The sequence below is a fragment of the Novosphingobium sp. genome (assembly GCF_041915465.1).
Taxonomy (GTDB): Bacteria; Pseudomonadota; Alphaproteobacteria; order Sphingomonadales; family Sphingomonadaceae; genus Novosphingobium.
This window is the reverse complement of record NZ_JAYSBK010000020.1, coordinates 24,945-38,093: the sequence shown is the minus strand read 5'-3', so window position 1 is coordinate 38,093 and position 13,149 is coordinate 24,945. Positions and strand designations below refer to the sequence as shown.

11 protein-coding genes and 1 pseudogene are annotated in these 13,149 nt (G+C 61.6%); 5 read left to right on the top strand and 7 right to left on the bottom strand.

From position 1 onward, the window contains the following. The first annotated feature begins 19 nt into the window (after positions 1–19). Entirely contained in the window at positions 20–154 is a 135-nt protein-coding gene (locus tag ACE3SN_RS05750) for an alpha-hydroxy-acid oxidizing protein (RefSeq protein WP_374528340.1), read from the top strand. Here the strand turns inward: ACE3SN_RS05750 and ACE3SN_RS05745 are convergent. From ACE3SN_RS05745 to ACE3SN_RS05730, 4 genes are all read right to left on the bottom strand, one after another. Then, positions 105–1,481 carry a glycerate kinase gene (locus ACE3SN_RS05745; RefSeq protein ID WP_374528339.1) on the bottom strand — a complete coding sequence of 459 codons (1,377 nt, stop codon included), beginning with the start codon at positions 1,479–1,481 and terminating at the stop codon, positions 105–107. The genes ACE3SN_RS05750 and ACE3SN_RS05745 overlap by 50 nt on opposite strands. After that, positions 1,478–2,509, bottom strand: a complete 1,032-nt coding sequence (locus ACE3SN_RS05740) for a 2-hydroxyacid dehydrogenase (RefSeq protein WP_374528337.1) — start codon at positions 2,507–2,509, stop codon at positions 1,478–1,480. Before ACE3SN_RS05740 ends, ACE3SN_RS05745 begins: the two co-directional genes overlap by 4 nt. After that, the gene (gene hisD / locus ACE3SN_RS05735; RefSeq protein WP_374528335.1) at positions 2,490–3,800 is read right to left on the bottom strand and encodes a histidinol dehydrogenase; all 1,311 of its coding nucleotides are present in this window, start codon (positions 3,798–3,800) and stop codon (positions 2,490–2,492) included. The genes ACE3SN_RS05740 and hisD overlap by 20 nt, the downstream gene beginning before the upstream one ends. A 71-nt stretch (positions 3,801–3,871) precedes the next feature. After that, positions 3,872–4,708 carry an acetoacetate decarboxylase family protein gene (locus ACE3SN_RS05730; RefSeq protein WP_374528334.1) on the bottom strand — a complete coding sequence of 279 codons (837 nt, stop codon included), beginning with the start codon at positions 4,706–4,708 and terminating at the stop codon, positions 3,872–3,874. On the opposite strand from ACE3SN_RS05730, the gene ACE3SN_RS05725 reads away from it, so the two are divergent. Beyond that, positions 4,692–5,558, top strand: a complete 867-nt coding sequence (locus ACE3SN_RS05725) for an SDR family NAD(P)-dependent oxidoreductase (RefSeq protein ID WP_374528332.1) — start codon at positions 4,692–4,694, stop codon at positions 5,556–5,558. The two genes, ACE3SN_RS05730 and ACE3SN_RS05725, sit on opposite strands and share 17 nt — an antisense overlap. A gap of 599 nt (positions 5,559–6,157) precedes the next feature. Then, positions 6,158–6,472, top strand: a pseudogene (locus ACE3SN_RS05720) (transposase domain-containing protein); the annotation flags it as partial. On the opposite strand, the gene ACE3SN_RS05715 reads toward ACE3SN_RS05720, so the two are convergent. Then, positions 6,469–6,834, bottom strand: a complete 366-nt coding sequence (locus tag ACE3SN_RS05715) for a sulfite exporter TauE/SafE family protein (RefSeq protein ID WP_374528331.1) — start codon at positions 6,832–6,834, stop codon at positions 6,469–6,471. The pseudogene ACE3SN_RS05720 and the gene ACE3SN_RS05715 sit on opposite strands and share 4 nt — an antisense overlap. 350 nt (positions 6,835–7,184) lie before the next feature. Between ACE3SN_RS05715 and ACE3SN_RS05710 the strand changes: the two genes are divergently transcribed. Both ACE3SN_RS05710 and ACE3SN_RS05705 read left to right on the top strand, forming a co-directional pair. Beyond that, complete coding sequence (locus ACE3SN_RS05710) at positions 7,185–8,999, top strand: CshA/CshB family fibrillar adhesin-related protein (protein ID WP_374528329.1); 1,815 nt, start codon at positions 7,185–7,187, stop codon at positions 8,997–8,999. An 87-nt stretch (positions 9,000–9,086) separates the two neighbouring features. Continuing rightward, entirely contained in the window at positions 9,087–9,665 is a 579-nt protein-coding gene (locus ACE3SN_RS05705; RefSeq protein ID WP_374528327.1) for a transposase domain-containing protein, read from the top strand. Between the two features lie 22 nt (positions 9,666–9,687). Here ACE3SN_RS05705 and ACE3SN_RS05700 read toward each other — a convergent pair whose 3' ends face one another. Together ACE3SN_RS05700 and ACE3SN_RS05695 are read right to left on the bottom strand one after the other, a co-directional pair. Next, positions 9,688–11,700: a TonB-dependent receptor gene (locus ACE3SN_RS05700; RefSeq protein WP_374528325.1), complete on the bottom strand. Its 2,013-nt coding sequence runs from the start codon at positions 11,698–11,700 to the stop codon at positions 9,688–9,690. A 41-nt stretch (positions 11,701–11,741) separates the two neighbouring features. Next, a complete protein-coding gene (locus tag ACE3SN_RS05695) occupies positions 11,742–13,142 on the bottom strand; it encodes a PepSY-associated TM helix domain-containing protein (protein ID WP_374528323.1) in 1,401 nt (466 codons plus the stop codon). Between the last annotated feature and the right edge of the window lie 7 nt (positions 13,143–13,149).

Sequence of the window (13,149 nt, the reverse complement as noted above, 5' to 3'; positions counted from 1 at the left end):
GCGGCTTTACCTCTATGCGCTGGCCGCCGCCGGACAGGCCGGCGTCGAGCGCGCGCTCGGCATCCTGCAGGACGAGATCGAGCGCGGCATGAAGCTGATGGGCGTCAAGAGCGTCGACCAGCTGACCGCTGACCGGCTGCGCTGGCGCAGCTAGCCGGGTCGATCAGGAGCGCACGGAAATCATTGACGTTGGTGTAGGTCGGACCTGTGACCAGCAGGTCGCCGATCGCAGCAAAGAATCCATGGGAATCGTTGCGCGCGAGGCAGTCCTGCGGGTCCACCGCGCACATCTCCGCGCGCGCCGGGCTTGAAGCGAAGACTAGCGCGCCGGCGTTGTCCTCGCTGCCGTCGATCCCGTCGGTATCGGCAGCCAGCGCAGCAATTCCGGGCTGCCCGTCAAGCGCGACCAGCAAGCCGAGCAGATACTCGCAGTTACGTCCCCCTCGCCCTCGCCCTCGCCCTCGCCCTCGCCCTCGTCCTCGTCCTCGCCCACGCTCTTCCCCCCGCAGCGTGACAGTCGTTTCGCCACCGGAAATCAGGCACGCCTTGCGCCCTTCCCGCAACAGGCGCAGCGCCTGCCTAGCGTGCTCCGCGCCCAGTTCACGGGCCTCGCCTTCAAGATCATCGCCGAGCACGATGGGCTCGAACCCAGCGTCGGAGGCTGCCCGAGCAGCGGCGTCAAGCGCATCAGCGGGGCGCACGACCAAGTGGGCTTCGAAACGGCCTCCTGCCAGTTTCGATTGCGTGCTTGCTATCGGCACGGGACTGGCAAGATAGCGCTCGATCGCGGACGGAAGTGCGATCGCGTGGTGGGCAAGGATTGCGCGGGCCTCGGCCGGATCGGCCGCGGCGAAGATGGTCGGGCCGGATCCGATTGCGGCAATGTCGTCACCCGGAATGTCGGACACCGCCAGCGTCACCATCCGCGCCGGCCCGGCCAGCTTCGCCAGCCCGCCTCCCTTGATAGTCGAGATCTGCTTGCGCACGGCATTGATCTCAGCGATCGTCGCGCCGCAGCACAGCAGCGCGCGCGTGACGGCCTGCTTGTCTTCCAGCGTAACACCTTCGGGCAGGCCGACCAGAAGGGCCGATGCACCGCCCGAGATCAACGCGATGACCAGATCATCATTGCCGAGCCCGCTGACCAGATCACGCATCCGCTCTCCAGCAGCAACACTGAATTGATCGGGCACCGGATGGCCGGCCTCAAGCACCTCGATCCGGCCCTGGTATTCCGACATTGCGCAATCATGCGGTGCAACCACTGCCCCGGTGAGGTCGCCCGGCCAAAGCCGGTCCAGCTCCCGCGCCATCGCCGCTGCCGCCTTGCCGGCGCCGATCACAACCGTTCGGCCCGGCGGCGGGTCAGGCAAAATGCGTTCGAGCTTGCCTTCGACGCTGGCGGCACCCAGCGCTGCGTCAAATATTGCGCGTAACACCTGTCGCGCATTGGCCTCTGCTTGTGGCCTGCCCGGATTCATCTGGCTTCCACGCGGCAGGTCAGTGGCCGCCCGTCGAAGAATGCGGCCATCTCGCTCGCGAGGCTGAGCCCCATCGCAGTGCGCGCACTGGCGGTTGCACTGCCAATGTGCGGCAACAGGTATGTGTTCGGTGCGGCCAGCAAGGCCGCCGAAACCTTGGGTTCGCCGTCGAACACGTCAAGGCCTGCGGCGGCAAGCTGGCCATCGTGCAGCGCCCTGATCAGGGCAGCCTCATCAATCAGGCCGCCGCGAGCCGTGTTGATGACGATGGCTCCGGGCTTCATCAGGGCAATCCGCTTCGCATTCAGCCAACCAGCCGTTTCGGAAGACATCGGCAGGTGGAACGATACGAAATCGCCTTCTGAAAGCACTTCCTCCATCGATCCGCTCAAGGTGACGTGATCGGGAATACTCGTGGCTTTTGCCGGATCGCGCACGCAGGTGCGCACCCGCATGTTGAAACCGCGGGCCCGTTCCGCAACTGCACGACCGATCCGGCCGAAGCCGAGAATGCCGAGGGTCCTGCCGTGCACATCGGCACCCACCAGTTGCGTCGGCTCCCACCCTTGCCAGCGGCCCGCGCGCAACATGGACTGAGCCTCCCACGCGCGTCGAGCGGCACCAAGCAAGAGCAACCAAGCTACGTCTGCGGTCGCTTGGGTTAGGACATCGGGAGTGTTCACCAAGGTGACCCCGCGTGCGCCGAGTGCGGCGACATCGACGTGATCGAAGCCCACAGAATAAGTTGCAACGAGCCTGATTTCCGCGGGCAAGCGCGCGACAAAATCGGCAGAAATGCGGTTCATCAGAGTGCACACCAACGCATCATGACCTAGACAATGCGTCAGCAACGCGTCCGGATCGTTGATGCCGTCCAGCACTGTCAGGTCGGCGAAAGTCCGGAACTGTTCGATGACGGCCTGCGGCATCGCATAAGTCGCAAGCACCCGAGGCCGCTTGGACAAGCCCGCTCTCACAAAGTCCGCCAGCGTTTGCGCTTCAGCCGACTCATTCGGCAGCTGCGCCATAGGCGATCTCGCGATGACCATAGCGGCGCACGCGCAGGTTGGCCTGTTCGGCATGGCCGACAAAACCCTCCAGCATGCAGAGCCGCGAGCAATAGGCACCGACCTCTGCCGCGGCCTCATCGGTCATGATCCTCTGGTAGCTGTGAGTCTTGAGGAACTTGCCCACCCACAGTCCGCCGGTATAGCGCCCGGCCCGCCTGGTCGGCAGGGTATGGTTGGTGCCGATCACCTTGTCGCCATTCGCGACATTGGTGCGCGGGCCAAGGAACAGCGCGCCGTAGGACTGCATGTTCTCCAGATACCAGTCATCGCGGTCGGTCATCACCTGGACGTGTTCCGACGCGATATCATTGGCGACTTGCAACATCTCGAGGTGCGAATCGCAGACGATGACCTCGCCATAGTCGCGCCAGCTGGCTGCCGCAGTTTCGGCCGTAGGCAATATGGTCAGCAGCCGCTCGATCTCGGCCATCGTCGCCTGCGCTAAGCGGTGTGAAGTCGTCAGCAGGATAGCCGGCGAATTGTAGCCGTGCTCCGCCTGTCCAAGCAGATCGGTCGCGCACATTTCGCCGTCGACCGTTTCGTCCGCAATCACCAGCGTCTCGGTCGGCCCCGCGAACAGGTCGATGCCAACCCGGCCGAACAGCTGCCGCTTCGCTTCAGCGACATAGGCGTTCCCCGGACCGACCAGCATATCCACCGGGGAAATTGTCGCTGTGCCGAGCGCCATGGCGCCAACCGCCTGGATGCCGCCAAGGACATAGATCTCGTGCGCGCCGGCGAGGTGCATGGCAGCGACGATCGCAGGGTGCGGTTCGCCCTTGTGCGGCGGCGCGGATGCCACGATCCGGGGCACCCCGGCGACCGAGGCGGTCAGCACCGACATGTGCGCCGAGGCCACCATCGGAAACTTGCCGCCAGGTACATAGCAGCCGACCGACTGTACCGGGATGTTGCGGTGCCCGAGGATTACCCCCGGGATCGTCTCGACCTCGACATCTGTCAGAGCAGCGCGCTGGACTTCGGCAAAGCGCCTGATTTGCTCCTGGGCGTACCTGATGTCGGCCATCTCCTGCGCCGAAACCTGGGAAATCGCGGCATGGATTTCCGAATCGGTCAGGCGGAACGATGGCCGGGACAGACCGTCGAACCGCGCGGAAAGTTCCCCCACGGCCGCATCGCCGCGCGCTTCGATGTCAGCGAGGGTGCGCTCGACCATCTCGCGAACCCGGGTGCTATCTTCGGCGCGTTGCGCCTCGGGCGTACCTGTTTTGAGGTAGATGACGGCCATGCGGCATCCCTTGTATCATGGAGGATTTGGCTTGAGGGCACAGTGGCAAATGCGCCCTTTTGGGTGCGAGATCAGTCGACCCGATAGGTTTCCGCGATGCTCGATCCGCCGACCGTCTGGACCAAGTGGGCGCCTTGGAAGCCGTGGTTCTCCAGCTCGGCGAAAGCATTTACGATGTGGTACAGCGTGGGAAGATCCTCCCAGCTCGACTTCCAGAACTGGAAGCTGCCTTGGCCCAGCTCGAAGCGCTCGATCGTGATATTTTCGCGCATTGGCCTGTGCGGAGATAGCGTGACATATTCAACGTCAGCCTCGCCCCAGTCGCCGGTCTTGGGAATATACTTGTAGGATAGCATGCCCTGATGCTCGGGATCTGCTGGCGGGCCAGACATGCCGGTCGGCGCGGCGAGGTCCCAAATGTTGATATCGAGGAACGGCGTCTCCAGCCACGACATCCGCGCCGAGTGGCGACCATCAATCACCCGCGGCTCAGGAATTTCGCAATAAAGCTTGTTGTGCCCGAGCTCCTCGCGTCCACTCAGGATTGGGTCACACAGGTTTTCCCAGCGAACCAGCACCAGAGTGCCATGAACCGGCCCGGCCTTGCCATGAAAGGTCACCTCGAACTTGACGTCGCACAAGTTGTAACCACGTCCGGCAAGCCAGCCGATCTCGGTCATGTAATTGGCCTCAACCGTCACGACCGGCGGCCCGCGCAGCTCGAACCGCTCCGGCAGCATAGCCTTCAGTTGATCGGCATTGGTCAGCATGCGCACGCCCAGCATTTTCATGTGCGGGGTCTTGGTGAAATCGAAAGTCCGCCCTTCCGGCCACTGGCGGGGACCGGGGGTCGGACCGAAGAATATCGGCATGCGGTAGAACTGCCCGGCCTTGGGATCGAACGGCATCGTCAAGCTCCTCAAACCCGCGCATCACCTTGACCGCGGCTCGGTTAATGTGATCACTGTGCATATTGACGAAGAGCTGTCAATCCAGACGGCGATCGCAAAGGAGAAGCAGATGAGCGGCTACAAATTCGATCTGGGGGGCCAGCAGGCGATTGTTACCGGGGCGAGCAAAGGGCTTGGCGCCGCGATCGCCATTGCGCTTGCCGATTGCGGAGCGCGGGTGCTCGCAGTCGCCCGCAGCGAAGAGGAACTTCGCGCAATGGCGCGGCGTCAACCGCTGATCGAGCCATGGGTCGCGGATATTCGAGCACCTTCGTTCGCCTCGGAACTCGCCGCTCGCGAAGTCGATATCCTGATCAACAACGCGGGGATGAACCGACCGCTGCCGATGGCCGACGTTCCCGTCGAGGTTCTCGACGAAATGCTCTCTCTCAACATTCGTAGCGCCTATTTGGTCGCACAAGCGGCCGTCCGCTCGATGTTAAGGCGTGACAAGGGCGGCTGCATCATCAACGTAACGAGCCAGATGGGCCACGTCGGCAGCCCCAACCGAACCGTCTATTGCATGACCAAGCACGCACTGGAAGGTTTGACCAAGGCCATGGCGGTGGAGCTGGCCGCTGAGCGCATTCGCGTGAATTCTGTCGCCCCCACCTTTGTTGAAACCCCGATGACCGAACGGATGCTGGCGGATCCAGCATTTCTCTCATTTGTGGAGCGGATGATTCCTTTGGGCCGAATCGCGCAACCCGGCGATGTTTCCGCAGCCGTACTCTATCTGTGCTCTCCACTTGCCGCGATGGTGACGGGATCGAGCTTGGTGATCGATGGGGGTTGGACTGCCCAATAGCAGCGAGCAAATTGGCAGGACCTTGCCGCTGGATCCCCTTTGCCAATTTGGCGATCGAGTTAAGTTCATGCCGAGTATCCTCGCCCGAGCCGCCAACCTTCCAAAAGCCAGTGCTGCATCAGCCCCAGTCGCCCGAGGGGAAGCAATAAAACTTGAGCCGCCCGCTCGAGAGCACCATTGCGACGCGATAGGTCGTCAGCGTTACTCAAACCTACCAAAGTGCGCGTGAATCGAGCCATTTCTGCACGTCAGCGAGCTTGAATCTTGGGCAGTTGCGGTGCTTGCTCGTACCGCTACCCAGCTCATATTCCGTCGGAAAGCCTGATGGGCGAGACTTTCGCAATCGGTCGATATGTCTGCGCGACAACCGGGCTGCCAGCGCGAACTCCTCCACCGTAATGAACATCATTGGCGCGCTTTGCGGCGACGCCACTTTGCGTATGGCCCGCTCATGTTCGAAATCCTGGAGCACGATTTGCACCTTCGTCTGCGTTTGGTTCACCTCCTGTCAGAACGTTCGCAGAATGTCAGGCTGTAGGAAATCGGAAAGAGAACATAGAGGGAACTTTTTGCCATACGAAAGCGTAGTTGAGATATAGCGCTACGCGATCAAGCTGAAGGACCAGCTCTTGACCTACACCGAGGACGGTCGGCTTGAGATCGACAACAACCCCGCCGAGAACGCGCTGCGCGGGATCTGTTTCGGTCGCAAGAGCTGGCTGTTTGCCGGCGCAGATTGCGGCGGGGAGCGCGCCGCTGCCATGTATTCTCTGCTTGAGGCTGCCAAGCTAATCGGCGTCAACCCGCAGGCTTGGCTGGCGGACGCCCTTGAGCGCATCGGCAAAGGGCATCCCATCAATCGGATCGATGAGCTGCTGCCACGGAACTGGTCCACGCCATTCGCGGGTAGCTAGCCCCTGTTTTGGCGCAGAGTTTGCTCGATCAGCCAAAGGTGCAGGACATAGACAGCAACAAATACGCCGCCAATGAAGAGCACGAAAGGCAATAGCATGCCCTCTTGCCCAGGACGCGGCGTCAGCGTCGATGCGCCGATCGCAATCAATACCAGGGTGCAGATCGCAAGGCCGGGCACAAGACTCAGGACGAAAACACGAGGCCCGGACCGAATGACTGTTTTGGAAAGTGGCTGTGATCTGGAAATCAGCCACTGGAGGGGCAAGGTCTCTTCATGCTGGAACCGAGCATTAGCCCGGACAGACAGCCCCACCATGAGTATGCCGAAAATCGCACAAACAATTACGACGATCACGGCCATGAGCTGCTCCTCCTCAGGTCAGCCTAGCACCTTCACCGACGCCTGCAACGTGGGCTGATCTCCACCCCACCTTTTGGCCTAACACCCCAGACCGGACGCTTACAGATATAGAGAGGCACGCAGCTGAGAAGGTCCGGATCTACCGGATCGGGCAGCCGAGTATATCGCTAGCCAGCTCGCAGCAGTCCGCACTGTGAATGCTCTTGGAGCTGCCTTATTCGATAAGAAGCTGAGTTAACGGCATCCTAAGGAAATAGGCGTAGCTCCGATGCGTTGTGGATGTTGGTTCAGTCAGGATGCGGGTACGCCATTTGCGCAGCCTGTGGGCGCTACTGGTTGCGCTCGTGTTCATGACCTGCTGCCTGGCCCCCAGCCCGGCCCATGCCGCCTCGTGCAATTTGGCCACGTCGCAGGGGTCAACAGGTCCGGCCAACTGGCAGACCTATTGCTGGCTCGATTTTGCAGGATACAATGATACAACTGCGCGAAGCGGCAGCGGCCAGTCGTTTTCCTATACGCTGACTGACGGGACCGTGCTTTCATTCAACCTGAAGGTCAGTGGTGCAGCACTGCTGGGGAAGGCATCGCCGTCCTGGTCCGGCGCAGCCGTTGGCAATACCGCTTTCCTCGGGATCGCAGGCAAGCCAATTCTTTACCAGGGTGCTGCGGGAACGACCACAATCACGATCAGCTCGATCATGCTCACGCCGCCCAGCACTGGCACCATCACGAATTACATGTTGGTCGCCGCAGACGGGGAATCCAGCAATCAGGGGGAATCTCTCAGCTACCAGACCAATGGCGGGAACTGGCAGATGCTTGATGCTTCCGGACCAATCAGCGGGTCGACATACCCTTACTACAGCGGCGTCGGCACCAGCACTTTCACGGAGACGGGCGTAGCCGGGACGGTTGGCGCTTACGTGGCTGGATCCTCGAACCCCACACAAGTGACGGCCACGCTAGTCGGAGGCGGCCTGCAGGGCGTCATGTTCGCGGTGCGCTTCGCCTCGATCCGGCTCAGCACGCAGATTACCGGCGCTCGGGTAGATCCGAGCGACCAGTTTGCCTTCTCGATCAATGCCACCGGCACCGGCTCAACTTTGGCTGCCGGCTCGTCTTCGGGCACGGGCCTGGGGCCCTTCGCTGCCGCCAGCCTGTCGAGTTCCGCCGCGATCCCGCTCACACTGCAGCAATCGATGGCGAGTGGCAGCGCGAATGCGCTCACTCATTATAGATCCAGCCTGTCGTGCACCAATGCCACTTCGGGTTCATCGACGCCGCTACCCGGCGGGGTGATTACCAGCACCTACAACTTTGGCTCGCTGCAGTTCGGCGACAACGTGCTGTGCATCTTCACTGTGACCCCCTATCCGCATCTGCAGCTATCCAAGGTTCTGGCGGGGTCGGGGCGGCAGTTTTCCAGCGATCAGTTCGTGCTGAACATCAGCCAAGGTACGACCGTGGTCGCGACCACGACAACCACAGGCACGGGTTCCACAATCCTGACTGGAACGACACCGCAATATCAGGGCAACATTGGAATAACCTACACCTTTGATGAGCAAGGCGCTGGGGCAACGGCACTAAGTCAATACACTGCGACAATGACCTGTTCGAACGCGGCTGGCTCGTCGACAACAGTCTTGCCAGTCAATCCCGGTGACAGCGTTACCCCTCAGATGGGAGACGTCATTACCTGCACGATTACCAACTCCAAGCGCACAAGCAACGCGACGCTGGTCGTCACCAAAAGTTCCGTTGCCGCTTCTGATCCGATCAATGGATCGATCAATGCCAAGGCGATTCCAGGTGCGATCATCACCTATACGATCACAGTTCAAAACACGGGGGCGACAAGAGTGGATCGGGATAGCCTATTCATCCTCGACGCTCTTCCCTCGCAAATTGCCGTCGGCAGCGCTGCTTCGCCCAATTTCACCCAGGGGTCGCCTTCCAGCGGCCTGACTCTGACGCCAAGCAGCGACGTGCGGTATTCCAACAGCAACACGGCCCCAGCAAGTTTCAGCGACTGCACCTATACGCCAACATCACCATACGATCCGGCAGTGACCTACTTGTGCATAAATCCAAAGGGCCGCATGGCGGCATCGACAGGAACCCCGCCCAGCTTTTCGATATCGTTTCAAAGCCAGATCAAATAGAAGAAGCCTTCATCACGGCCCAGCAAGCGAGAGGCTTCCGGCAAAGCACCATGGCAAGAGACGGCGATCAATCGCCGCCATGAGACCATGCTTACACAAAAAGTGCGGTTTCGTGGAATTGGGCTCGCCACGCTCATCGAGACCTGCAAGCTTTCGGGTATCAACCCGCTTAGCTGGCTCGCCGACACGCTTTGCCTGATTGCCAGCGGCCATCCGGCAACCCGCGTTCATGAACTCATGCTCTGGATCGCCGAGGCCAGAGGCGTCGCTTACGGCCGAACCAAACAGGCTGACCAGGTCAGCGAACCTCATCTCGTCGCCCCAGGCGCAGTCGCCGTGCCACACGAACGAACGCTCCGTCCTGCCTGCGATGGCTCAGTCGGGGGGGGGCGATTGACGGCCCGATTCTCCCTCGCAAAAGTTTCCGTCCGCCCCGCGCGGCAAGACTATCCTAACCTGACGTTAGAGCCAGCTTCTGTCGGTGCTGACAGGCCTCGAAACCGGGCTAAAGCTCAGCTCCTGCACGCAGCCTCACGCCGCCCTCCAAAAAACGTCAGAGCGCATTGTTCGCCAGGCTGTCGCACACCAGAACCTGAGATGACTAGTCCGCCATACTGCTCATTCACACGGCTAGAAGCCCGAGGGTTTATTGGGCCGACAGAGTGATCAAACATCGCTCGCGGTAAACTTAGAATGCGTACCTGAGACTGACCCGGACCTGTCTCGGCTCGACCGGATGGACGTGCCGATCCTCGACGCCATCGACCGGTTCACCTGGCAACCGCGACGCGTACCAATAGGTTATGTCGGGGTCCTTGGCATCGAACAGGTTAAGCACGTCGACGCCAAATCGCACGCTCCCCATTTCCCAGTAGCAGCCCAGATTGACCAGCGTGGTCGACTGCGAGCGCTGAGACCCATCCCCGATCAGCGGCGCACTGGCGAAGTGGCGAACCCGAGCGGTCGCGGTCAGCTGCGTAGTGAGCTTGGCGCTGATCCCGCCTCCGAGCACGAATGGTGTTGCACCGGGAATGAAATCCTGCCCTGTCGTCACGCCGCGAAACCGCGCGTGGGTCCACGATGCCGAGCCATCGATCGTGACACCTTGCACCGGACGCCAGAACAGCGCCAGCTCGATGCCATAGCGGCGCGAGGCATCGTTGGGCTCTGTGGTGCCGGCATCGCCGACAAAGACCAGCTCTGAAGCGAGATCGAGCCAGAACGCGACCAGCGAGGCGTTGAAATGGCTGCGCTCGAGCCGCGCCCCAAGTTCGGCGCCGCGTGACCGGGCAAAGACCGGCACAGGGTCAACCCGCGTTCCTGAGCCCGGGTCGATGGTAATTGCCGCGCCGCGCACATCGTTGGAATGGTGACCTTCGCCGTAGTTGGCATAGAATTCGACACCATCGCCGGGCTTCCAGGCCAAGGCAACCTTGGGCGAGACGATTCCTGCCGAGCCTCTGCCAGAATTGGCGGCAAGATCAGATCGCACGTTGTAGCCGATCGCATCGCCGCGCAAACCGGCCACCAAGCGAAGGTTTGGCGAGAGCGATGTTTCGACTTCTCCAAACAGGCCGCCGCTGTACTCGTCGACGCGGTCCTCGCGGATTGTGCTGACCACCGCGCCGGCGACGGTGCGGTAAAGACCGACCTTGCCGATCCGGTCCCAACGGGTGTCAGCACCGATGCGCCAGGTCACGGTGCCGCCCTTCCATTCGTGCCGGAACGCGCCGCCGAACACGCCGCGCCGGTCGATCTGCCGAAACTCGTCGCCATTTACTGGATCGTCAAGAAAGTAGGTGAAGTTGGAGGTCAGCTGCAACCGCGAGCCAATGGCATAGGCGGATAGCGTAGTGTCGCCGAACGTGCCGTTGAAGGTCAGCGCAACCCGCCCGGCGCGCCCGTCGAGGTGGGGGTCAATAGATCCATTTCGAGAGATCAACCCGGCGTTGATTGCCCGCGCAGGTACCTGGTCGGTCGAAACCCAGCTGTTGGTATAGCCCGACAGCCCAAGTGACCAGTCAGTGGCGGAATACTTGAGCAGACCATTAAACTTGCGCTGGCGCTCGTCGAGCACCCAAGGACCATCCGAAACAGTGGTTTCAAGCGCGCCTAGCAGTGAACCAATACCGAGATCGGTGCTGCCGGCCAGCAGCCCGCGCCAGTAGCCGAACGAACCACCTGTAACCTCGGCGAATGGCCGGTCGAGCCTGGCCCTGGTGATGTAGCGCATCGTCCCTGCCGACGAGAAATCTCCCTCGACGGCATGATAAGGACCCTTGGTATAATCGATTCGCTCGACCATCTCCGGGATCAGGAAATTGAGATCGAGATAGCCTTGGCCGTGGCCGTGGCTGCGCATGTTGATCGGCGCGCCATCGACGTATCCCGCCAGATCGGTGCCATGGTCAAGATTGAAACCGCGCAGGAAATACTGGTTGGCCTTACCCGAGCCAGAATGCTGGGTCGCGATCAGGCCGGGGACGTTCTCGGCGAGTTCTCCTACCCGGCCGATCGGGCGGTTCTCGAAATCGGCATAGCCGACCACGCCTTGGGAGCCGCTGGTCGCGGTGCCGACCTGATCAAGCGCGCGGCCATAGACCACGATCTGATCATCAACGGTCTGGTGCGGACTTTCGTCTGCAAGAGCGGGCCTGGCAATTGCCAGAGCGGAGAGCAGCGCCGCGGTGGTTAACTTCATGGAACGCCTTTAGCCCAAAGTTCGTTGGCACGAGCACAAGATCATGCCTCGATCCTTGTCGGCATCCCAAGCCAATTCGACAGCTGCGGCAGGCGTGGAAGAACGAGCCGATCAAAAATCAGCAAGAAGACCAGCGAGGCTGCGAGCAAAGGCAGAAAGACCGCCAGGAGCAGGATGACCGGCACGAGCTTGGCGATTCTTCGCTCCGGCGGAGCGGCCAAGGCTCCGAGCCTGTCGGCAGGCTTGCGCCTGCGCCACATCAGGAAGCCTGAAACGGCCAGTGTTACCAGCATCACTGCCGTCATCAGGCCGATCAACTGGTTGAGCAGACCGAACAGCGCGCCTTCATGCCAGGCAACGCCATAGCCGACGACACGGTCGATGATGTGCTTGTCGGCGAAGCCTTCGCGGGAGATTTCCCTTCCGGTCATCGCGTCATACCTGATCGTGACCCGCAGCGGCCGGTTCTGCGCATCGGACCGGACGGTCCAGCTGGGGCCAGCCTTCGCCCCGAAGCGTTGCGGGGCGCCGGGAGGTGTCACGATGACCGGGAAGGCCAGATGCTCGCTTTTGGCTTCGGCGACAATCTGGCTGAGGCCCACCGGGGCCATATCCATGGTCATGATTGTGCCATCGGGCATGACGTGGGATGTACCGCGCGCCGAGCCGCCCCCTGCCATCATCGCTGCGTGATCGTGTTCGGCATGATCGCCGTCCGCATCCGGCGCGCGGCCGCCAATCGTCCAGTCCTGTTCGCCCTTCACCCAGCCCATTTCCTGGCGCACGGCTTTGAAGCCCTTCCCCCAGAGATCGGCCCATGGCAGCCCGGTGAGAAGTAGAACCATCGCCAGACCCGCCACCCAGAATCCAGTGACGGCATGGAGATCGCGCAAGAACACCCGGCCACCATTGCCAGTGCGCGGCCAGACTACGCCTGCCAGACCGCGTCCATCCGGCCACCAAAGGTAGAGGCCGGTGATGATCATCACGATCGCCCAGCTCGCCGCCAGCTCCACGATCCAGCTGCCCTGGTGCCCCAGCAGCAGCTGGCCGTGAATATCATGAGCAATTTGCTGGATCCGCATTTCCGGATCGAGGCTTCCCACCACCTTGCCCTGCGGCGAGACAAAGACATCGCGCATCTTGCGCCGACCATCGAGCGCAAGATGGATCATGGCCGCATCGCCAGGCATCTCAGGCAATCGGTAGCTATGGAAGCGGGCACCGGGGAACGCCTGCAATGCGGCGTCCAGTTGCGCCTCGGGTGACACCGCCCCCTGCTCCGGCAATCCCTGCCACGCCCGTTCCTCCCAGCGTTCGACCTGGGGCTTGAACAGGTAGATCGCGCCGGTGACGGAGAGGACCAGGATGAGCGGAATGACGAATAGGCCGGCATAGAAATGCCAGCGCCAGATCGTGCGGTAGAGCGCGATGCGATTCATGGCGGCT

Bases quoted from the DNA above. Each gene is read 5' to 3' on its own strand.
- ACE3SN_RS05745 (WP_374528339.1), bottom strand. From the start codon at position 1,481: ATGAATCCGGGCAGGCCACAAGCAGAGGCCAATGCGCGACAGGTGTTA.
- ACE3SN_RS05740 (WP_374528337.1), bottom strand. From the start codon at position 2,509: ATGGCGCAGCTGCCGAATGAGTCGGCTGAAGCGCAAACGCTGGCGGAC.
- hisD (WP_374528335.1), bottom strand. From the start codon at position 3,800: ATGGCCGTCATCTACCTCAAAACAGGTACGCCCGAGGCGCAACGCGCC.
- ACE3SN_RS05730 (WP_374528334.1), bottom strand. From the start codon at position 4,708: ATGCCGTTCGATCCCAAGGCCGGGCAGTTCTACCGCATGCCGATATTC.
- ACE3SN_RS05715 (WP_374528331.1), bottom strand. From the start codon at position 6,834: ATGGCCGTGATCGTCGTAATTGTTTGTGCGATTTTCGGCATACTCATG.
- ACE3SN_RS05710 (WP_374528329.1), top strand. From the start codon at position 7,185: ATGACCTGCTGCCTGGCCCCCAGCCCGGCCCATGCCGCCTCGTGCAAT.
- ACE3SN_RS05705 (WP_374528327.1), top strand. From the start codon at position 9,087: ATGCTTACACAAAAAGTGCGGTTTCGTGGAATTGGGCTCGCCACGCTC.
- ACE3SN_RS05700 (WP_374528325.1), bottom strand. From the start codon at position 11,700: ATGAAGTTAACCACCGCGGCGCTGCTCTCCGCTCTGGCAATTGCCAGG.
- ACE3SN_RS05695 (WP_374528323.1), bottom strand. From the start codon at position 13,142: ATGAATCGCATCGCGCTCTACCGCACGATCTGGCGCTGGCATTTCTAT.